1 protein-coding gene (cut by a window edge) is annotated in these 26,647 nt (G+C 32.6%); it reads right to left on the bottom strand.

The window, feature by feature from the left end:
- Positions 1-26,647 carry the 5' portion of a hypothetical protein gene (locus D3Z07_RS14380; protein ID WP_122894164.1) on the bottom strand. The gene continues 7,532 nt to the left of window position 1, outside the view, so 26,647 of the gene's 34,179 nt are visible here — the first part of the coding sequence; it begins with the start codon at positions 26,645-26,647; the stop codon falls past the left edge of the window.

Here is a 26,647-nt window from a genome sequence, read left to right as displayed (position 1 = left end):
TTAAATCATTATCAGATCCACCATTTAAGGTATCATTTCCATCCATTCCAAGAAGTGTATCTGCTCCTTCATTTCCATTTACTGTATTATTTGCATTATCTCCCACAAATACATCAGCAACATTACTTAATGAAAATCTTTCAAAATCAGCTGTTCCATCATCTTCTTGATAAATAAGATCAGTATCTCCTCTTGAGTCAGTAACACTAAAGAAAGTATAATCTCCATCGCTAAGTGTTTTTAAACCACTTATTGTTACTGTTTGTGTTGTACTAGTTACAGAAGTATCTGCTGTTCCATCATCATTTGTATCAATATTCGCATCTTGTAAAATAATATTAGTACTTGACCCAGTAGAATATCCTCGATAATCTAGAATATCTTCTCCTACTCCACCAATTAAAGTATCATTTCCATCACCAGCATATGCCCTATCAGCACCATCACCTAAGTCATATACATCATTTCCATTTCTACCTAAAACTGTATCATTTCCATCATACATAATAAATGTGTTATCACCTGTAGTTCCCCAAACAGATTCATTTCTTGCAGAACTTTCTCTTCCTGATACATTTTCAAAATTATGTAAATTATCTGTACTAGAATTTAAATCTACTGTAGAAATATATGCATATTCTAAGCTTAGCCAGTCACCATTAGTTTCACCACCAGTTCCACCATCTAAGTAATCTGTTCCTGTACTTGATAAGTAAATTGTATCGTCACCTTCTTCACCATATAAAGTATCATTAGCAGCATCATCACCTCTTATAATATCATCTTGATTTGAACCTAATACTTGATCAATATTAGTTAAAGTATCAATATTCCCATATCCATCATTATTTACAATATTATTTGTTAAATCTACATCAATTTTATTTACTGTATCATCAAATGCAGCATCACCCCAAGTATTATCAAAAGCTATAGTATCAATACCTGTATCTCCACCATTAATAATATCTGCACCATCTCCACCGTATAAAGTATCATTATCTTCGCCACCATCTAACTCATCAACACCAGCTCCACCGATTAATGTATCTTCACCTGTTCCACCATATAAAGTATCAGTTCCACCATTACCATCTAGAGTATCACCTCCACCATGTCCAAAAATAGTGTTAGTATCATCATCTCCACTTAATGTATCACCATAAACTGAAGTACCAATAATATTCTCAATATCTGTTATTGAAGATAATTCTTCGTTTCCATATCCATCTTCATTTACTGATGATGTAGATAAATCAACATCAACACTAGCTTCTACATCAAAGAAACTAATTGAATCATCGTCAGCTCCACCATCATAAGTATCAATACCATCGCCACCTATTAATATATCAATACCATCATTACCAAGAAGATGATCATTACCATCTCCTCCATTTAATTCATCGTTACCTTCATTACCATCAAGAGTATTATTAAGACTATCTCCTGTTAAACTATCATTTTCTATTGTTCCAAATAGGTTTTCTATATTTGAAATATTTGTTCCATTTACAACTACATCAATTCCAGAAGTAAATGTTCGATAATCTAACCAGTCTCCTCCTCCACTACCTGAATTATGATTCCCTCCATCAATAATATCTGTACCAGAAGTTGCAAATATAGTATCGTCACCTTCTCCTGATTTTATATTATTAGAAGAAGAATTTCCTTTAATTGTATCTCCATATTCTGAACCTATAATATTTGATATAGATACAACTTGGTCTTGCCCATCAAATCCATCTTGTACAACTTCAACAGAATTTACAGTATCATTACCATCTTCATCTTTAGCATCTAAATAAACCTCAACAGCTTTTAAAGCATCATTGAAATCTAAAGTATCAGTTCCTGTTCCACCATCTATTTCATCATCACCAGCTTGTCCACTAATAGTATCATTTCCACTTCCACCATAAATAGTATCATTTCCAATACCACCATAAATGCTATCATTATTTGATTGCCCATATAAAGTGTCACTATAATCAGCTCCAGCTAAAGTATTAATAGAATCATTAAATCCATAAATTGTATCAGTACTTGCAGAACCTTTTAAAATCTCGATGTGGTCTTCTAAAGTATCTATATTACTTCCTATAGTTACTGTTCCAAAATCTCCATCTACTCCACTTCCAAGGTTTGCAATAATTTTTGAGCTAGTAATTTGTTCGTAAGTTAAAGTATCACTATCATCTCCACCTGTAATAAGATTACTTCCTACTCCAGAATAAATAATATCATTTCCAATTCCAGCATCTATAGAATCATTTCCTTCACCAGCACTTTTATTGATAGTATCAACACCATCTCCACCACTAATGCTATCATCTCCAACAGCACCATCAAGAATGTCATCACCTGTTCCACCTTCAATAGTATCAGTTTCTGATCCTCCTAAAATAGAATCATTATCTGCTTCACCTTGAAGTAAGTTACTTCCTGCGATACCTGTAATTGTATCATTACCATCTCCACCTATTAAAGTATTAGCCTCACTACTTCCTCTTAATTGGTCATCACCGTTAGTACCTAAAACAATTTCAATACTTTTTACTACATCAATAACCGCAACAGATGAATTTTGATATCCATCATCAGTTACTTGTTCTAAACCTAAATCAACAATAACTCTATTTTCATCTGCATTTGCGACATCAATAGTACTAAAATCTAAAGTATCCGTTCCATCTCCACCTATAAATGTATCAACTCCTTTTGAAGCATAGAAAGTATCATTTCCTTTATAACCATCTAAAACATTTATTTCAGTGAAGTCATCACTTCCTTTAAGAGTATCAATATTTTTAGTACCTTTAACATTTTCTATTCCAAATAAATTATCAGCATTTGTAGTAGTTACACTATCTTTAACTTGCTCTGCACTTAATGATAAATCTGCATTAATAGCAGTTGTGTCTGTGATATAACTATAATCAGCAGTATCGATTCCACTGTCAATATGAGTAGAACCATCATATGTTCCACCATAAATATAATCTCCATCTAAGCCACCTAAAATAGTGTCATTATCTCCTTGACCTTGTAGAACATCTGCTCCTAATCCACCGCTTAATAAGTCATTTCCACCATTTCCAGAAATTGAATTTATATTTTCATCACCTATTAAAGTATCTGCAAGATTTGAACCTATTACATCTTGAATATCATATAATTTATCTGTTCCTTCACCAACAGCAGTTTGAGTGCTAAGTGTTGTTGAAGATTCTTCAGATAACTCAATTGTACTATCTGAAGAAGAAAGATTTAATGAGATTATATTTGAAGCATTCGAATAATCAACAACATCTCTACTAGAATCTTCACTTAATATATTTTCTTCATTACCATAAATATAATCATCTCCTGAACCACCTGAGAATATATCTGCTCCTGTTTGCCCAATAAGAATATCACTTCCAGCTCCACCTTTGATAATATCATCATTAGCTCCACCATCAAGTAAATTATTTTCATCATCACCTGTAATATCATCAGCATAGTCTGTACCAGTAATATTTTCTATACCTGTAACAAACTCTTTATTATCAAATCCATCATTTTGTACTCTATATGTACTTTCTGTATCCAATGTTTGTGTAGTTGATAAATCAACAATTATTCCTTCTGTACCATCACTAAAATCTATAGTATCAGATGTTCCTTCTCCACCATCAATATAATCTTGTCCATCTAAACCTTTTAAGATGTCGTTTTCAGCTCCACCAAATAATGTATTTGAATATTCATCTCCTGAGATATTATCAGACCTATTAGTTCCTATAACATTTTCAATATCTCTTAAAGTATCAACTTTAGAGTTTGAAGAAGCAGTTCCAGATTTTGAACCATCATCATTAGTATCTAAATCAACTGTTACACCATAAGCTAAATCTGAGAAATCAGCTGTATCTTCATCAGCTCCACCGTCAATAACATCTGCATCTTCTCCACCTCGGATTGTATCATTACCGGCACCTGTTTCAATAATATTAGCTTGTGCATCTCCATAAATTGTATCAGCACCATCTCCTGTTAAAATATTTTCAACACCATCTAAAAACTCTTTGTTTCCATATCCGTCATTTTCAATCTTATATGTATCTTCACTTCCATCTGTTTGAGATTTTGTCATATCAACAATTACAGTTCCACTAGCATCTGTGAAATTAACAGTATCTGTTCCATTTCCACCTATTAATTTATCAGAACCTTCTCCACCTACAAGATAATCATTACCATTTCCACCATCTAAAGTATTGTCACCTGTATTTCCTAATATATAATCAGCTTTATTTGAACCTACAATATTTTCTATATTAGTAATAGTATCTGTTCCAAATTCGTTATGAATATATTGGCCATTATTATCATTTAAATCTACTGAAATACCTGTAATTGCTTGTGTATTATATATTCTACTATCATCATTAACATCTATTGAACTATAATCTAAAGTATCTGATGTTCCATCTATAGTTCCGCCATCTCCATCAATAGTATCATCACCTTCTCCAGCGTAAATATAATCATTTCCATCTCCACCTTCAACAACATCGTTTCCAGCTAACTCAGAGATAGTGTCATCACCTTCACTACCTAATAAAGTGTTTTCACCATCTGATCCTGTTAATGTATCTTTACCTACACCACCTGTAATATTTTCAATTCCAGAATAAATATCTATACCAATATCTGTACCTGTAGCATTTGTAGAAACATTTGCAATAATATCAGAAGCTACACCAGTATAATCAGCAGTATCACTACCTGAACCACCTATAAACTGGTCATTACCTGCGCCACCGAAGAATGTATCATCTCCAGCATTACCAGTTAAAGTATCTTCACCAGCTCCACCATCAAGAATATCATTTCCAGTTCCACCATATAACTTATCTGAATCATCTCCACCAATTATTGAATCATTTCCAGCTCTTCCGTAAATAGTATCAGCACCAGTTCCACCATCTAATATTTCATATACAGTAGAATTTTCATCATTATCACTATTATCTCCACCATCAATATAATCGTCACCTGCACCACCAGATATTTCATCTGTTCCATCATTTCCAAATAGTGTATTATTATTTAAATCACCTGTAATAGTATCAACAAAATTTGTACCTGTGATATTTTCTATATTTACAATAGTATGATTATTTGCATTTGCATCTAAATTAACTTGAGCAATAGTTGCATCATTTAATGTAACATTTACACCTGCTGTTATACCTGTAACTAAACTATAATCAACTGTATCTGTGTCATCTCCACCATCTATTTCATCACCTGTAAAGTCTAATAATTCTGTACCTGTAAAAGTTTCATTACCAGCATCTCCAAATAACTTATCAGCTCCAAGTCCACCTGTGATTTGGTCATCATTATCTCCACCTTTAATATAATCATCACCAGCTCCACCATCTAAAATATCAGCCCCTGACATTCCAAATAATGTATTTTCATCACTATCACCAGTAATATTATCAGCAACAGTACTTCCGATAACATTTTCAATATTACTGATTGTATCATCAAATGTAGTATCAGCTATATCAACTGTAGTATCTACTCCACCATTTAAGGTTACTGTAATAGCATCGTTTCTTGAACTATAATCAATAGTATCACCTTTTGATTCTGTTCCATTTACATCACTCTCTCCACCATCTATTACATTTGAAACTGTACTTGAAGTTACAAAAGAGTCATCATATGAAGATCCTACAATATTTTCTATAGTTGTTAATGTATCTACACTTCCACCATTTTCACTTGCAGTTCCAGCTTCTAAATCTACATCAACTCCAGATGTATTATCATAGTCATATCGTACTTCATCAATACCATCTCCACCTTCAAAAGTGTTTACTAAAGAACTACCTGTGAATACATCATCACCTGAAGTTCCAATAATATTATTAATTGTATTAATAGTATCATTATCTCCACTTGCTAAAGTTACAGTTGAATCTCCACTTGCTAATAGTGTAGCTGTAACACTATTTGAAGTATCAGTTATAACGCTATAATCAATTGTATCACTACCAGTTCCACCTGTAATAGTATCGATTCCATCATTTGCGCTTGTAGCAATAAATGTATCTGAACCTCCATTTCCTACTAGAGTATCTGAACCTTCATCTCCATAAATTACATCATCTCCAATTCCACCATCAATTGAGTCATTTTCAGTTCCACCATGAAGTTCATCATCATCAGCTCCACCTAAAAGTGTATCAGCTTCTGCTCCACCGTATAATGTATCATTACCACCTTGTCCACTTAGTGTATTTACATCATCATTTCCAGTAATTACATCTTTTTCTAAATCAGAGCCAATAATATTTTCTATTCCATATAAACTGTCTGTTCCTTGATCAGCACTAGTTGCAGTTCCTTGAGCATTTCCATTTGCTAAGTTTACAGTCATACCTTTAATTGCTTGAGTATAATCAACTGTATCAATACCACTATCTGCTGATGCATCACCACCATAAACAATGTCAGTTTTATTATCAGCTTGTTCAAATGTGATTACATCATCTCCAGCTCCTGAATAAATTGTATCTGCACCTAAACCACCATTTATATCATCAGCTCCATCTCCACCATAAATAATATCATCATCATTTTCACCTTTGATAATATCTGCGCCGTCTTCTCCATAAATAGTATCTTTTCCTGATCCACCAATTAGTTCATCAGTTCCATCTCCACCATAGATTTTATCATCACCTTCTTTTCCATCGATATAGTCATTACCAGATGATGTTGCATCTACTTGATCATTTCCACCATAAAGGAAATCAGCACCTTCTTGACCATAAATTGAGTCATCACCACCCATACCTTGGATAGTATTAACACTTGAATTTCCAGTTAAATCATCATTTTGTTCGGTACCTATAATATTTTCAACTTCTTCTAAAGTATGAGAATATGAACCAATATTAACAGTTGCTGTACTACCAGTTCCAAAGTCAATTGTTACACCACTTGACGTAATACCATTGTAATTAATTGTATCAGATCCATCTCCACCTATGATAACATCATTACCAGTGTCACTAATATCATTTTCATCAACTATAAATATATCATCACCATCTCCACCATCAAGTTTATCAGCACCTTCTAAACCTTGAAGAATATCATTACCATCATTCCCACTTAATGTATTTGATAAATCACTACCTGTTAAGGTATCATCATTTGCAGTAGCTGAAATATTTTCAATTGCATATAACTTATCAGTATAAACAGTTGAATTATCACTATTAAGACGTACTTGTGCACTTGTATAATCATTTCCATCATTTAAAGTATTACTTAAATTTACTACTAAATTATTATCTGTGTTAATACTATTACTATAATCAGCTGTATCACCTGTTGTATGAGAATCAGTATGAGTCCCACTTGTAACATTTCCACCATAAAGGAAATCATCACCAAGAGAACTTATAAATGTATCATTACCATCTCCACCTTCTAATGAATTTACTTGAGAACTTCCTGTAATTTCATCATTTAAATCTCCACCGATTACATTTTCAATAGAAACTAAAGTATCACTATCATTTGAATCAACTGTTGCAGTTCCTGCTTCTAAATCAACACTTACAGCTTTTGATGTAAGATAAGAATAAGACACTGTATCAAACTCTACTGAGCTTTCAGTTTCACCTTTTTTAAATCCATAAATAGTATCAATACCATCTCCACCAGATAAAGTATCAGTTCCCGCTCCACCTTGAATTACATTTTCTTGAGCATTAGCAATAATAGTATCAGTTCCCGCTCCACCAATAATATTCTCAATACCTTTTACAATATCGTTATTTCCAGTTGTTCCTGTAATATTAACTTCCCAAGAGTCATTTCCGCCACTTCCATCAAAATCATGTGTTGCAACTTGACTTAAATCTACTTCAATATTATTAGAAGAAGTAAGTACTGAATAATCTAAAGTGTCATTTCCTGTATCTGCATCAATATAATCAGCTCCATCTGTAGCGCTTGAAGCAATAATTGTATCATCACCACTTCCTGCTAATACAGTATCATCACCTTCTCTAGCTTCAATTTCATCATTTCCACTTTGAGAATCAATAACATTTGTTGAAGAATTAGCATAAATAATATCACCTGTAAAGTTAGAACCTATAATATTTTCAATTCCATATAATTCATCAATACCTTGCCCATCATCACCTGTAGAACCAACAAGTTTACCTTCTATCGTCCCATCAACAGCTAATCCACCAGCAGCAGCTAAATCTAAATCTATTGTAAGTGATTCTAAGGCATTTGTATAATCAACAGTATCAATATCTAATGCATCATCCACATGAGTAGTTCCATCAAATGTTCCTCCATAGATTTTATCATTTCCTAAACTTCCAGTTAAATAATCATCTCCTTCATTTCCTTGAAGAGTATCATCACCAGCTCCACCAAGTAAACTATCATTACCTAAACCACCAAGAAGGATATCTTTTCCATCTTCACCTGATAATACATCATCTCCAGCATTACCTACAAGCGAATTATTTTGAACATCACCTTGTATACTATCACTATCAGCAGTACCTTTTATATGTTCTACATTTAATACTGTATCTGTTCCTGTTTGTCCATTTACAGTAACAGTAGTTTCATTTGCACCATCAAGTGTAACTTCAATACCTTTTGTTGATTCAATACCATCATCTTCTATAACAGAATAATCTGCCCAATCTGCTGTACCTACACCACCATCAAAATAATCTGCACCATCATCTACATTCTCAATAGAATCATCATTATTAGTATCTGTCCCTGCTATAAAGGTATCATTTCCTGCTCCACCTTCAAAAGAGTTTGTTGAGTCAGAACCAATAAAAGTATCGTCTTTTGTTGAACCAATTGCATTTTCTACTGAAATAATAGTATCACCATCATTTGTTACTACATCTTGTTCATCTTCATAACTTAGATTCACTCTAACAGCGTTTGAAGTATAATTTTCATAAGAAATAGTATCATCATCACCTGATCCATCAATCTTGTTTTCTACTCCATCTTCATTCATAATAAAGATGTCTTTTCCTGTACCACCAATTGCATTTTCAATAGAATCTAAAGTATCAACTTCTGGACCAGAACCAACTGTTGCTGTATTATTAGTGAAATCTACTGTTACTCCGATTGTTTTTTCAACATATGATGCAGTATCAGAACCTTCACCACCGACTAAAACATCACTTCCACCTTGACCACTTAAGATATCATCTCCATCAAGACCTGTTAATGTATTTACATCAGAGTCACCAGTTAAAACATCATTTCCAGCAGAACCTGTTAAGTTTTCTATATCTTTTAAATAATCAGTTGTTACTATTACTCCATCTTGATATATATTAGCTTCATAATAGCCATCTGCATCCGCTGCGCTTGATAAGTCAATAACTACATTATCTTGATCTTCTTGAGAACTGTCAACATTTACTCCAACATAAGAGATACTATCTCCATTTGTCTCATTGCCTTCATTTCCATCAAATTTATTTGAAACAGTTAGTTTTGAGATAAAAGTATCATCATAAGTTGAACCTATAGCATTTTCAATACCATCTAACTCATCAGTACCTTCACCTGTTGCTACATCATTAACAAAATCTACAGTAACTCCATTTATTGCACCTTCATAAGTTACTGTGTCATTATTTGATGAATCTGTTCCAGCTTGATCTCCACCATAGATTTTATCATCATTAGCTCCACCACTTATAGTATCATCACCTGCTCCACCATATAAAGTATCAGTACCATCATTACCTTCTAAGTAATCATTACCATCACTTGTAGAATGTGCTTCATCATCTCCATGAATAATATCAGCTTCACTTCCACCTTTTATAGTATCAACTCCTATCCCACCATAAATAGAGTCAGCTCCTGAACCACCTTCTATACGGTCATTACCTTCTTCACCATATAAGGTATCAAGGTCTCCAGCACCAAGAATAGAATCATTCCCAGAACCACCATAAATAGTGTCATTACCTGAACCACCATCTAATAATTCATATTCTGTAGTGTCTGTAACAGTGTTTGAACCACCATATATTTCATCATTACCAGCTTCACCATATATTGTATCAGTATCATCTGCACCACTTAGAATATTCTTATCAGAATTACCTCTAATTGTGTCCTCACCTGCTGTTCCAGTAATATCTTCTATATTTCTAACAGTATCACTATCAGCAAGAGAATTATCACTAGCATTTCTAATATCTAATGTATTATCTATTAAATTTGCATTTAGATTATATGAATTAGAAATTGCACTATAATCAATAGTATCTCTTAAACCATCATTACCAGCACTTGTATCACCTTCTATAACATCATTCCCATTATCTACATCGATGATATAGAAAGTATCATTACCAGAACCACCTACAAGTGAATTATCATCACTATTTCCAGTAAACTCATCATCTTCATCACTACCAGTTACATGTTCAATATTATATAAATAATCTGTAACTAAACCATTTATTACTACTTGATTTGTATCTAAATTCGCAACTATTGCATTTGAAGAATCTTCATAACTTACTGTATCATCTTCATCATTAGCATGCTCACCAATTGTTGAATTTAAAGCATCATCTAAACTAGTAGTTCCCCCATTAAAAATATTTGAAACTGCATTATCACCTTTAAAACTATCTGCTTGTGTTGAACCAATTACATTTTCTATATTTACTAAAGTATCACTATCATTTGCATCTACTATTCCAGTTCCAGCTTCTAAATCAACTGTAACTGAGCTATTAGAATATGAATAATTTGCAGTATCACCATTAGTTTCACCATCAGTTCCACCATCAAGATAGTCATTTCCTGATTTACCTTCTAATAAGTCATCTCCATCTAAACCCTTTAGAGTATTGTCACTATTATCCCCAGTTAATGTATCATTTCCATCTGTTGCTATAATATTCTCAATATCTATTAAAGTATCAGTTGCAGTTACATTTCCACCTTGATATACTTGAACACTTGAACCATCTGAAACGATTTTATCTTCTGTTATGACATTTACAGTTAAATCACTATAATCAACTGTATCTCCTAAATTATGTGCTCCACCATCAAAAGAGTTATCTGTATCAAATTTTGATTTGAAAGTATCATCAAGATCAGAACCAATAGCATTTTCAATTCCAATTAAAGTATCACTACCTTCACCCGTTGCTGTACCATCTTCTAAGTTAACAATTACAGCTGTTGCTGAATCTTCATAAGTAACAGTATCAGAAGTTGAAGTATCATTCCCATCTTCATCTCCACCATAAAGAGAATCATTACCTAATCCTCCAGATAAAATATCATCACCTATTTCACCATAAAGAATGTCATCTCCTGCTTGTCCACTTAATATATCATTTCCTGCTTGTCCACTTAATATATTTGAACTGCTATTACCAGTAACATTATCATCACCTTGCGTTGCAATTATATTTTCTATATTTGTAACCCAATCTGTATCTCCGTCGTTAACTAATATATTAGATGAAGTAATCCCATCTTCAAGAGATGCAGTAATTTGATTTGATGAAGATAAAGCACTATAATCTACTGTATCACTACCATCAGAAGAAGTACTTTCTTCATAAGCTCCATAAATTATATCAGCCCCATCACTTGCACTCGTTGCAATAAAAGTATCATTTCCAGAACCACCTTCTAGAATATCTATACCGTCATTTCCTTGAATTAAATCATTTCCTGCTTTTCCTTCAAGTTTATTTCCTTGTGAATCACCAATTAATGTATCAAAACTACTAGAACCTGCAACATTTATCATTCCATATAAATGATCTGTTGATTCAAGATTTGTAAAACCATCATCTAAAATTGTATTTGATTTTAATGCTTCTGAATATACATTTCCCTGTGCATCTGTAAGAGTAGTGCTTAAATCTACATATACTTTTGAAGCATTATCATAATATACTTTATTATATTCACCATTTTCTACTGAATGAATTCCATTACTATCAATACTTCCTGCATAAATATCATCACTTCCTGCAGTTGCATAAAATTTGTCATCACCAAGGTCACCAATTAAAGTATCAGTATTACTTGAACCAGTTAAACTATCATCATGTGTAGAACCAATTACAATTTCTATACTTGATAAATCATCTTTATTTCCAAACCCATCATTTGAAACTTCGTAACCATCTCCATCAGTATCACTTAAGTCTACAGTTACTGCATTAGTAGAATCAATGAAAGTAATTGTATCTTGTCCTAAACCACCTTTAATAGTATCAATTCCATCGGCACCACTTAAAGTATCATCACCTTCATCTCCATCAAGTATATTATTATCATCATCACCTTTGATAATATCATCACCTTTTGAACCTGTAATATTTTCTATTTCTTTTAATAAATCATTTGAACTTGTATTAGCAACATTAACAGTAACATAGCCATTTGTATCAGGTGTTTCATTTAAATCAATACTTATATTATGACTTGTTCCAAAAGCAGAGTAATCAACAGTATCTCCAATGCCATCTTCTTGACCTTCACCACCAACAATATAATCAACACCATCATCTCCATCTTCAAGTATTTTATCTTGTAATGTGCTTGTATCATCATCAAGTCCTGCTTTAAAAGTATCATCTCCATCTCCACCTTTTAAAGTATCACTTCCACCTGCTCCAACAATTGTATCATCACCTTGGAAACCATCAATTAAATTGTTGTCATTATCTCCACCAATATAATCAGCACCTGTTGTTCCTGTAATATTTTCTATATTTTTTAAACTATCTTCTTCTGATCCAATAGTAGCACTTGCATAACCTGAGCTATCTTGATTCATAAGATTTACATCTAAGTAAATAGACCCTGTTTTTGAAGAATAATCTACGGTATCTCCATCTACTTCAGATCCTTCTCCACCATCAATAATATCATCACCATCTCCACCACTTAACTCATCATCTCCAGTTCCACCATAAAGTTCATCATTATCATCTCCACCTTCTAAGATGTCATCGCCATCTCTTCCGTATAAAGTATCTTCTCCTGATTCACCTTTTAATTCATCATTTCCAGTTCCAGTTTCGCCTGTATCCGCATCTGCTTCGATATTACTTAAATCACCACCATAAAGGATATCATTATCATCTCCACCTCGTAGTAAATCATCATCAGCTCCTCCAAATAATTCATCATCACCTGAATCACCTTTTAATGTATCTTCTCCTGAATTTCCATAAAGTGTATCATTTCCTACATTACCTGAGAACTGATCATCACCATCATTTCCAGTTAAAATATTTTTATAAATATCTCCATCAACAATATCATTACCAGCACCACCAATTACATTTTCAACATTTTTAATATTTGAATCATTAGTCCCATTTGCAATTGTTACTTGGGCATTTGTATCTGCATTTAAAGTTACGTTAATAGCCTGATTTGATGCATTATTTTCGTAAGAGATAGTATCTCCACTTCCACTTCCACCATCAACAGTATCATCGCCATCAGAAGCACCCATAATGAATAAGTCATTTCCTGCTCCACCTTGAAGATTATCATTTCCATCTAGTCCATCAATAGTATCACTATCATCGCCACCATTTATAGTATTAGAATTAAGATCACCAATTAGTATATCTTTATATAATGAACCAGAAATATTACTAAAATTTGTAATAGTATCTGTATCATTTGTACCATCTAAATCAGTATCTGTTGAAACAGATATAGCACTATTTGATGCTATTGTTGTTGTGTTATATGTGTAATCAGTCCCAGATAAATTTACATTTACACCAGAACTTACTTCATTAAATTCTAAAGTATTATTTCCAGTTCCTCCATCTAAATTATCATCACCATCTCCACCATCAATAATGTCATCTCCACCCATACCTTTTATAGTATTAATAGAACTGTTTCCTATAATAGAGTCATTTCCTACATCACTACTAGTAATATTTTCTATATTAGCTATTGAATGGTCAGCAATTTGATTTCCAACTGTAACATCAGTTCTTGCACCATTTTCACCTAAAATTACATTTATATTTGTAGTTACTAAATTAGTATAATCTATTGTATCCCCAAGAGATTCTTCTCCAGTACCACCATCAATGTCATCTCCTGTAAAGTCATTACCTTTAAAAGTGTCATCTCCTTCATCACCCTCAAGTTTGTCTGCTCCACTATTACCTGTGATCTCATCATCACCTGTTCCACCTGTTAAGGTATTTATCTCATCATTCCCTATTAATACATCATTCCCATCTGTACCTATTATATTCTCTATATTTGCTATTGATACTGTTGTTCCATCTGAAATTACTGCATTATTATTTGTTTCTAAATCTACTGTTACTGTTGAGTTTAATGAAGAAAAATCTACTGTATCACTATTTAAACTTCCGTCTGTATTCCCATCATCTTGGCCATCAATATATCCATCAATAGTATCATTTCCATCACCTTCATTTATTATAAAAGTATCATTACCTACTCCACCATATAATAAATCTGCTCCAGCTTTTCCTTCTATATAATCGTTACCTACATTTCCTGTTATAACATTTACATTATCATCACCTGTTAATGAATCATTTCCACCCGAACCTGTTAAGTTCTCAAAATTACTAATAGTATCTAGGCCTTCATTTACAGTATTCTGTTGTGTTGTTATTGATAAATCTACTGTTACACCTGCATTTGAATTTTCATAAGTTAAAGTATCTATTCCAGCTGATCCATCTAGAATATTATCATTACTATCACCTTCTATAATATCATTTTCTGAACTTCCTAATACATTATCTATATCAGTATATGTATCTGTTTTCCCATATCCATCTATTCCATTACCTTGATCTAAACTTACATTTATCCCTGAACTATCTGTAGCATATGAAACTGTATTATTTCCACTTCCACCAATTATTGCATCTGATCCATCTCCACCTACGAGGATATCATCTCCAGAAGAACCATCAATAATATTATCTTGTTCATTTCCAACTAGTGTATCTGCTGCATTTCCACCTAATATATTTTCAAAGCCGTATAAAGTATCTGTACCAATATCAGATCCTCTTGCTGTTTGTGCATCTATATCATCTTCACTTATATCTGCATCATTATCACCATCTATATCTATATTAGATATTGTATTACCTAGGTTTACATATACACTATTTGTAGAGTCTTCAAATGAAATAGTATCTTCTCCACCATTACCATCAAGTGTATTATCAGAAGAATTCCCTTGAATAATATCAGCTCCTGATCCTGCTATAATATTTTCAATATTTGCAATTTCATGATCTTGTGTATCATTAATCTCAACATCTGCAAAGCCTATATCATTTAGAGTAACTTTAATATTTTCTGTTGCTCCTAATGTTGAATAATCAACTGTATCTCCAACACTTGTATTTGAGCCACCATCTATTTTTGAATCTGTGAATTCATCACCTTTAAATGTATCATCTCCATCTTCACCACTTAAAGTATCTGCTCCACCATTTCCTGTGATTTCATCATCACCTGATCCTGCATTAATAATATTTGCATTTGAGTCACCTGTTAACACATCAGCAAAGTCACTACCTTTTATATTTTCAATAGAGTTTAATGTATCTGTTCCTAACTCTGTACTTACTATTTGTCCTGTACTTCCATCATTATAGCCTGCTGTATTTAAGTCAACTGTTACACCTTCACTTAAGGCATCACTATAATCAGCTGTATCATTCCCTGTTCCACCATCAAGCAGGTCATTTCCTGCTCCACCTATTAATATATCATCATCTGCTTCACCATATAGAAAATCATCTCCTGCTTTTCCATCGATATAATCATCACCATTTCCACCATATAATGTATTACTTGAGGCATCACCATATAATATATCATCAAAGTCTGTTGCGTTTATATTTTCTATATTTGTTAAACTATCTGTACCATCTTCTTTTTCTACAGTATATGCACTAGCTCCTGTTGCTGTTATTGTTACACCTGCTGTTAGTTTTGAATAATCTACACTATCTCCTGTGCTATGACCTTCTCCATCTATGGTATCATCCCCTAATGATCCTACAAAGATATCGTTACCTTCTCCACCTTTTAGTATATTATCTGAGCTATTACCTGTAATCTTATCATCACCTGTTCCACCAGTAATATTTTCTATATTTGTTATTGTATGATCTGTAGAATTACTTCCAATTTGAACAGTTGTAGTTGTACCATTATCTTCTAAGTCAACAATTACTGAAGATGTAATATCTTGATAATTTACAGTATCCCCAAGAGATTCTTCTCCAGTACCACCATCAATGTCATCTCCTGTAAAGTCATTACCTTTAAAAGTGTCATCTCCTTCATCACCCTCAAGTTTGTCTGCTCCACTATTACCTGTGATCTCATCATCACCTGTTCCACCTGTTAAGGTATTTATCTCATCATTCCCTATTAATACATCATTTCCATCTGTACCTATTATATTCTCTATATTTGCTATTGATACTGTTGTTCCATCTGAAATTACTGCATTATTATTTGTTTCTAAATCTACTGTTACTGTTGAGTTTAATGAAGAAAAATCTACTGTATCACTATTTAAACTTCCGTCTGTATTCCCATCATCTTGGCCATCAATATATCCATCAATAGTATCATTTCCATCACCTTCATTTATTATAAAAGTATCATTACCTACTCCACCATATAATAAATCTGCTCCAGCTTTTCCTTCTATATAATCGTTACCTACATTTCCTGTTATAACATTTACATTATCATCACCTGTTAATGAATCATTTCCACCCGAACCTGTTAAGTTCTCAAAATTACTAATAGTATCTAGGCCTTCATTTACAGTATTCTGTTGTGTTGTTATTGATAAATCTACTGTTACACCTGCATTTGAATTTTCATAAGTTAAAGTATCTATTCCAGCTGATCCATCTAGAATATTATCATTACTATCACCTTCTATAATATCATTTTCTGAGCTTCCTAATACATTATCTATATCAGTATATGTATCTGTTTTCCCATATCCATCTATTCCATTACCTTGATCTAAACTTACATTTATCCCTGAACTATCTGTAGCATATGAAACTGTATTATTTCCACTTCCACCAATTATTGCATCTGATCCATCTCCACCTACGAGGATATCATCTCCAGAAGAACCATCAATAATATTATCTTGTTCATTTCCAACTAGTGTATCTGCTGCATTTCCACCTAATATATTTTCAAAGCCGTATAAAGTATCTGTACCAATATCAGATCCTCTTGCTGTTTGTGCATCTATATCATCTTCACTTATATCTGCATCATTATCACCATCTATATCTATATTAGATATTGCATTACCTAGGTTTACATATACACTATTTGTAGAGTCTTCAAATGAAATAGTATCTTCTCCACCATTACCATCAAGTGTATTATCAGAAGAATTCCCTTGAATAATATCAGCTCCTGATCCTGCTATAATATTTTCAATATTTGCAATTTCATGATCTTGTGTATCATTAATCTCAACATCTGCAAAGCCTATATCATTTAGAGTAACTTTAATATTTTCTGTTGCTCCTAATGTTGAATAATCAACTGTATCTCCAACACTTGTATTTGAGCCACCATCTATTTTTGAATCTGTGAATTCATCACCTTTAAATGTATCATCTCCATCTTCACCACTTAAAGTATCTGCTCCACCATTTCCTGTGATTTCATCATCACCTGATCCTGCATTAATAATATTTGCATTTGAGTCACCTGTTAACACATCAGCAAAGTCACTACCTTTTATATTTTCAATAGAGTTTAATGTATCTGTTCCTAACTCTGTACTTACTATTTGTCCTGTACTTCCATCATTGTAGCCTGCTGTATTTAAGTCAACTGTTACACCTTCACTTAAAGCATCACTATAATCAGCTGTATCATTCCCTGTTCCACCATCAAGCAGGTCATTTCCTGCTCCACCTATTAATATATCATCATCTGCTTCACCATATAGAAAATCATCTCCTGCTTTTCCATCGATATAATCATCACCATTTCCACCATATAATGTATTACTTGAGGCATCACCATATAATATATCATCAAAGTCTGTTGCGTTTATATTTTCTATATTTGTTAAACTATCTGTACCATCTTCTTTTTCTACAGTATATGCACTAGCTCCTGTTGCTGTTATTGTTACACCTGCTGTTAGTTTTGAATAATCTACACTATCTCCTGTGCTATGACCTTCTCCATCTATGGTATCATCCCCTAATGATCCTACAAAGATATCGTTACCTTCTCCACCTTTTAGTATATTATCTGAGCTATTACCTGTAATCTTATCATCACCTGTTCCACCTTCAGCATTCTCAATATCTTTGATTATTAAATCATTACCATTAGCATTATCAGTATTTTGTTCATTTAAATTTGATAAATCAATAGTAATATCATTTGTGTTATTTTTAAAACTAATAAAATCACTACCCTCTCCACCATCAAGATAATCAATTTCACCAGAATTAGTTGTTCCACCTGAATCTAAAGTATCATCACCTGCATTACCAATTAGTGTATTTTCGCTACTATTTCCAGTTAGTTCATCATCTCCACTTCCACCAATAACTCCTTCAATTGATTCAAAAGTATCTGTACCTTGTGAAGCACTAATAGTCTTAATTCCATCAGAAATATCTACAGTTAAATCTTCACTAGCTTCGCTATAGTCAACAGTATCAGTTCCACTTCCACCTTTTAGTACATCATCTCCACTTCCACCTTTTAGTGTATCATTTCCACTTCCACCAATAAGTTCATCATTTCCAGACTCTCCAGATAAAACGTCATTTCCATCTCTACCCTCAAGAGTATTTTTATCACTATTTCCTGTTATACTATCAACTAAATCAGTACCAATTATATTTTCAATATCTTTAATCTGATGGTTTTCATTACTAGAACCAACTTCAACATAAACAGAATCTGTATCATCAAGATCTACATTTATAGCAGAAGTTAATGAACTATAATCTACAGTATCACCATTTATTTCACTACTTTCTCCACCATCAATAAAATCATCTTTTGATTCATTAGCAACACTTCCAAACTTAAAAGTATCATCTCCTGCATCTCCATATAAGTTATCCGAGCCAGTTCCACCTATTAAAGTATCATCACCATCTTCACCTCGAAGATAATCATCTTCTGCTCCACCATCAAGTGTATCATCTCCTGTATTTCCATATAATGTATTTACTAAGCTAGAACCTTTAATATCATCATTATCTTCAGACCCTTTGGCATTTTCAATATTTAAAATACTATCTATTTCATCATTTGCATCAAAAGTATCATTATTATCTATATCAACAATTGCTTGGCTATTAGATAGATCAATATTTACACCATCTGTTCGTGAAGAGTAATCAACATAATCTCCACTTGCCGTATTATCTCCACCATCAATTATGTCATTACCTAAACCACCACTTAAAGTGTCGTTTCCTTCTTCACCATATAAAGAATCTTCACCTGCAGCACCACTTAATATATCATCAGAGTTTCCACCTTTAAATACATCTTTTTGGCTATCACCTGTCATAGTATCAGCAAAATCAGAACCTTGAACCTCTTCAATTTCTGATAAAGAATCTGTTTTTCCTGAAGCAAGTTTATTTACAGTATATTCATTTGTCCCAGAATTTGTAGTAAGAACAATTTTTTGTGATTCATTTGAATAATCAACTAAATCTATATCATTTGAAGTTGCATCAACTCCACCTTTTATAGTATCATCTCCATCACTTGAAAAGAAAGTATCACTTCCTTCATTTCCATCTAATATATTATCTTCTGATGAACCTGTAATCTTATCATCACCTAACCCTGCTGTTAAGTTTTCAATATTTAATAGAGTATCATTATCGCCACTTGTAATTTCCTGAGAAGAAGAGTCACTTAAATCAACTGTTATATCAGTTGAAGCAGTATAATTTGAATAATCAACAGTATCAACTCCAGCTTTTCCATCAACAGTATTAGAAATATTTTCTTCTTTCATAATAAAAGTATCGCTGTTTAAACTTCCTATTGCATTTTCTATACTTACTAATATATCTGTATCTGTACTATCATTTGCTGTTGATGAATTAAAATCAACTGTTACACCATTAGCTTGAGTATTTAAGTATGAGTAATCAGCAGTATCACTTCCTGCTCCACCATCTAGTGTGTCAATTCCTTCATTTCCAATAAGAGTGTCATTCCCACTTTGTCCATAAAGACTATCATCACCTAATCCACCACTTAAAGTATCAGCACCATCATCTGAAGAATTATTATTAGTAATGTTATTACCATATAAAGTATCATTCCCAGAACCACCATCTATAGTATCAGCACCAGCCATACCTTCAAATAAGTTATCAACATTATCATCAGTATCACCAATTATTTCATCATCATTTTTAGTAGCTCTAATATTTTCAATATTTTTTAAATCATCAACGAAATTTGCTTCGTAAGTAACTTCACCAAGTAAATCACTTCCATCAGTCCCTGCATTCATATTGGCAACAAGACCTACTCCACTTGTAATATGAGAATAATCGGCAGTATCAATTCCACTTTCTCCATCTAAGACATTACTTTGAGCTTTTCCTATTAGCCAATCATCTCCACTTCCTGATAAAAGTGTATTTGAAGAAGTATTACCTATTAAAGTGTCATTTCCTGCGCCTGTTTCAATATTTTCAATATTTACAATTTGGATATTTCCAGCAGCACCAGCATCTTGATAAGTATCTACTGAACCATCTTCATCATTATATAAATGTCCATTATCAGTGTCAGTATAAGTAAGTCCTAAATTAATATTTACATCACCAGTTTCATCTTTATAACTTACAAAATCCTCACCAGTTCCACCATCTAGATAATCATAACCAGTAGTTGTTCCCCCTCCAGCTAAAGTGTCATCTCCGGCATTACCTATTAAAGTATTTGCTTCGTCTGTACCAGTAATACTATCATTATAATTTCCACCAATAGCACCTTCAATTGAAATAAAAGTATCATTTCCTAATCCTGCTCCTATAGAAATAGGAGTTGTAGAAGTAGAAGAAAGATCAATATTTACAGAGGCATTAGCATCAGAGAAATCAGCAGTATCAATTCCATCACCACCATCTAATATATCATCTCCAGCTCCACCTTTTAGTGTATCATCTCCTAAACCAGCATCTAATAAGTCATCACCTTCCGCACCTTCTAAAATATCATTTCCAGCTTCACCATGAAGAGAATTATCTGATGTATTACCTACTATTGAATCATCATTCTTAGTACCTGTAACATTTTCTATATCTTTAAGAATATCAAGACCAACTAAGGTTCCATCCGTCATATCATTTGCAGTTTCATTTTCTAAATCTACATTAACACCTTTGTCATATGTAGCTTCATTATTTATATAAGTATAATCAACACTATCACCTACACTTGTGTTATCTCCACCATCTAGATAATCATTTCCTGAACCACCAGATAAAGTATCATCTCCATCATTTGAAACAAATGTGTTGTCATTATTATCACCTGTTAAAATATCATCACCGCTACCTGATATAATATTTTCAATATTCTCTATATAATCATTATCAGTGCCATCTATTTGAACTCTTGTTTGAGCTGTACTATCTAAAGTTACTACAACAGAATCATTTTCTGTACTATAATCAATAGTATCATTATCAGCACCACCATCTATAGTATCAATTCCATCATTTAGTGAAGAGATAAAAGTGTCGTTTCCAGTTCCACCATCTAATATATCACTACCTTCTCCACCATCGATAATGTCATTTCCAGCTTCTCCAAAAATAGTATCATCCCCAGCAGCACCAATTAAAGTGTCATCACCTTCTCTACCTTCAAAAATATTATCATTAGAATCTCCAACAATATTATCATCTTGATTTGTTGCTATAATTTTTTCAATATCATTTAATGTATCTTTAGAACCATCTTCAAGATTTACTTGTTCTTCATTTTTTGTTAAATCAACATCTATTGATTCATCTGATAAAGATGAGTAATCAACAACATCAATAAAATTAGAAACAGTATCAGTACCATTTGTAATAGATATTGTTTCTTCTGATTGAATTAATAATTCATTTCCATCTACAACTAAAGAACCTAAACTTCCATCTAAATTATTTTCATTAAATTGAGTAAGTATTTCATCAAGCATTGCAGTTTCATCATTGGCACTTGCATTTGTAGTTGATAAAATTATTGTTCCTACAACAACAGTGAAAGTACTAGCTGTGTTAGAAATATTTACTCTATGAGATTGAGAGTCTTTTCCTCCATCTAAAGTATCATTTCCTCCATTTCCAATAAGAGTATCTGAACCAAATCCACCTTTTAAAATATTATCATTATCATCACCAGTTAAAATATCATCACCGAATCCACCATCAATATTTTCAACATTTGTAACAACAATTTCACCAATACCACTAGTTTGAGAATTAGAGTCAGATAAATCTAGAGTAATATCATTTGAAGTAAATCCAAAACTAACTAAATCGTTACCTGTTCCACCATCTAATGTATCATCTCCTCCATAGCCAATTAGTGTATCATCACCTGCTTCTGCACTGATGATATTTGCATCTGTTGTACCAATTAAAGTATCATCTCCACTACCACCAATTACACCTTCGATTGAATCAAAAGTATCAGTTCCTTGGCCAGTTGCAACTTCTGTTGGCGTTAAAGATTTTAAATCAACATATAAATCTTCTGAAACATCACTATAATCTACAGAATCTGTTCCATCTCCACCTAAGAAAGTATCATCACCTGCTCCACCTTTTAAGGTATCATTCCCAAATCCAGAATCTAAAATATTATCTTGTGAATCACCACTGATTGTATCTGCATTTTTAGTACCAATTACATTTTCAATATTCTCAATATAATCTGTGTTATTATTATTTAAATCTATTCCACTATTAGCTGATAAATCTACATTAACACCCTTACTATCTGTTAATACCTCATCTATATAAGAGTAGTCAACTGTATCACCCTTTGTTTCATTGCCTTCACCACCATCAATATAGTCATTTCCTTTACCACCTGATAAAGTATCATCACCTTCTTGACCTTTTAATACATTACTATTTGAATCTCCACTAATTGTATCATCAGCTTGCGACCCTATTACATTTTCAACTTCAAAGATAGTATCTTTTTCTATTCCAGATTCTTTTAATATTGATGAATTATTTTCATCTAAAGTAACATCAATAGAATTAGATCTTAGACTATAATCAATAGTATCAGTTCCAGTATTTCCTATTAAGGTATCACTTCCATCACTTGCTAATAATGTATCATCTCCAAGGTTTCCATCAAGAATATTATCCTCATTATTTCCACCAAAAGTATCTGAATATTCAGATCCTGTAATATTTTCTATATTTTTTACAGTATCTTCTTCAATTCCAATTGTTGAAATAGCTTCTAAACCAGTATCAGCAAGTATTAATTTAACTGCATCTGAATCACTATAATCAACTGTATCAATACCTTCTTCCCCATCTAAAAGGTCGTTTCCTTCTCCACCAATTAAAGTATCAGAATCTTCACCACCAAATAAAGAATCATTACCAGAACGCCCTGAAAGAATATCATCACCTGCAAGTCCATATAATTCATTATCTTTTAAAGATGAACCTGTTAATACATCACTTCCTAAACCACCTTCTAAGTTTTCAATATTCTTAATTTGAATATTTCCTAATCCAGTATTTTGTTCTTCATCATCATCTAAATCAACCGTAATACTTTCTGTTTCATCTTTAAAAGTTAATAAATCATCACTTCCAGAACCACCATCTAAGTAGTCACTTCCAAGAACACTACTTCCATTTGATGTTAGAGTATCATTTCCACTTCCACCTAATAAGGTATTGTCATTAACATCACCACTAAGTGTATCATCAAATGCAGAACCAATAACATTTTCAATTCCTGTAATAGTATCAATACCGGCATTTACAGTGTCTTGAGCCTCTTGTTCAAGTAAAGAAACAGCAACTCCACCTAAAGCATCACTATAATTGGCAATATCTTCACCTTCACCACCATCAATAGTATCATCACCTAATCCACCAGTTAAAGTATCATCATCTAATCCACCAAGTAATGTGTCATCTCCTGCAGCTCCATCAATAACGTCATTTCCTTCATTACCATCTAGAACGTTGTTATTAGAGTCTCCAATAATCTCATCATCAAAATTTGAAGCTATTACATTTTCAACATTGTAAAGTCTGTCAATTCCATCTCCACCTTTAGCACGATTAATAGATAAATCAATTTCTTCAGCAGAAGAAGCATCCGAAAAATCTACAGTATCAGTACCTTCTCCTCCATCAATTGTATCATTCCCAGTATTCCCAATAATTAAATCATCACCATCTAAAGCATTAACAATATTGGCATTTGAATCACCTTCAATAATGTCATCATAGTTAGAACCTGTAACATTTTCAAAGTCCCATAAAACATCAGTACCATCAATTCCAGTAGCACTTCCTAATCCAGAAATATTAGGATCGTCTTCTAAAGTTACTACAACACCATTATTATCAGAACTTACTGCATTTTCATAAGAAACTGTATCTATTCCTGAATCACCTTTAAGTAAATCTTCTCCTAATCCACCTTCTAATATATCATTAAAATCTCCACCTTCTAATGTATCATCACCTTCATTACCATAAAGAGTATCAGCTCCAGATTCACCAATTAAAATATTTACTTCTGAGTTTCCTGTTAAGATATCATCATCTTGTGTTCCAGTTATATTTTCAATATTAGAAACAGTATCTGTTCCATCACCTGTTACAGTTCCACTTATTAAATTAGCATCTATACCTATGTTATCTTGGTCATCAATTGTTGAAAAGTCTAAAGTATCATTTCCAACTCCACCATCAACTGTATCATCACCAAGACCTGAAGTAATAATATCATCACCAGAATTTCCATAAATTGTGTCATTTTCTATTCCTGATATAACTGTATCATTAGAAAAACCACCATTAATAGTATTTTCAACCGTTTCTGATCCATAAATAATATTATCATTTATATTTGTAGTTACTACAAAACCAGATTCTACAAGTTGACCTTCTGAATTAGTAAATGATTCAAAAAGATATTCATCAGGATCATTTATATTCCCAACTTCTTTGACATTTATTCCATAGCTTTTTTCAAATTCTAATGTTGTTTCAACAGGAATTTCTACAGTTGCTTTATTTTCTTCTGAAACATTATCAATATTAAATTCAGATTGTGCTTGAATATTAATCTCAAGATTTGGATTAGTTTGAGATCTATTCATAGAAAATTCAATTTGAATATTTCCTTCCGAATCAAAAGTAAACCCATCAATTTCATCTGTATCAGGATTATCTTTTTGGATTACCCATTGATTATTTTCAACTGTTCCATAATTTGCAACAAAATCATCTATATTATCACTAGCGCTTAAAGTAACTGATTCAACTGCATAACCTTCAGGCTGTTCTGGACTAATTGTAATTGTTCTACCGATAGTATTTTCATCAAAATATTCACTATTATCTGCATTAATAACAACACTTGAGGCTTGGATACTTGTTACTGTAGAATAATCAATAAGTTCAGAATCTGTTTGTTTTATAATTTCAGTTCTATCTACAGTAGTATTTGTTTCAGGATAAATATTACTATATCCACTACCTCCACCACCTTCAACTGTAAGAGTTTTAATACCTGCGTTTGAAACTGAAGTATCAGAAGAAATTCCTATATGTTGAATATCAATATCAAAACTTAAAGTGGGAGTTGCACCTTCAATAACTGATTCTTCAGAACTAGAACTTGAAGAGCTATCTGAATCATTTGAAGTAAATTCGACTTCTACGACATCGATATTTTCAGCTGGTGTATCAAATTCTCCTGTACTTTCACTTTCACTTATACTTTCACTAATAAAATCATTCTCGGCAACTGATTCATTTTCTATAACTATTACTTGAGGGGCTTTATCTTCGTTTTCTTCTGTAGTTTTATTCTTTTTTTCTTCATCTGATGTGGCGTCAGGGATATTAATAAATTCATTTGTAGCAACAGAAGTTATAGGTAGGGCATTTACTTCATCAATATTTGATAGAATATTTGATAAAGAAATTGTTTTGCCTCCTGTTAAAAATGATGGAGGTGTATCACCATAGGCCATTAAAGCCATTGATACAAAAGTATAAGAACCAGCATCTGGTATTTCTAATACAATATCTCCTCCTACTAATTTAAAATTAGCGTTTTCTAAATCAAACCCTAATAATTCAAAATCAATTTTATCTCCAGGCCTTACATAAACGGCTATATTGTCGCCGTTTTCAGGTTTACCTTTTATTGCTACTTTTTTGTTTAAATATTTAACAAACTTAGAATCTTTAGTTGCCAC

Source organism: Arcobacter peruensis (genome assembly GCF_003711085.1).
GTDB classification, from domain to species: domain Bacteria; phylum Campylobacterota; class Campylobacteria; order Campylobacterales; family Arcobacteraceae; genus Poseidonibacter; species Poseidonibacter parvus.
The sequence above is the reverse complement of the archived record's forward strand: the minus strand, read 5'-3'. Positions and strand labels throughout refer to the sequence as shown.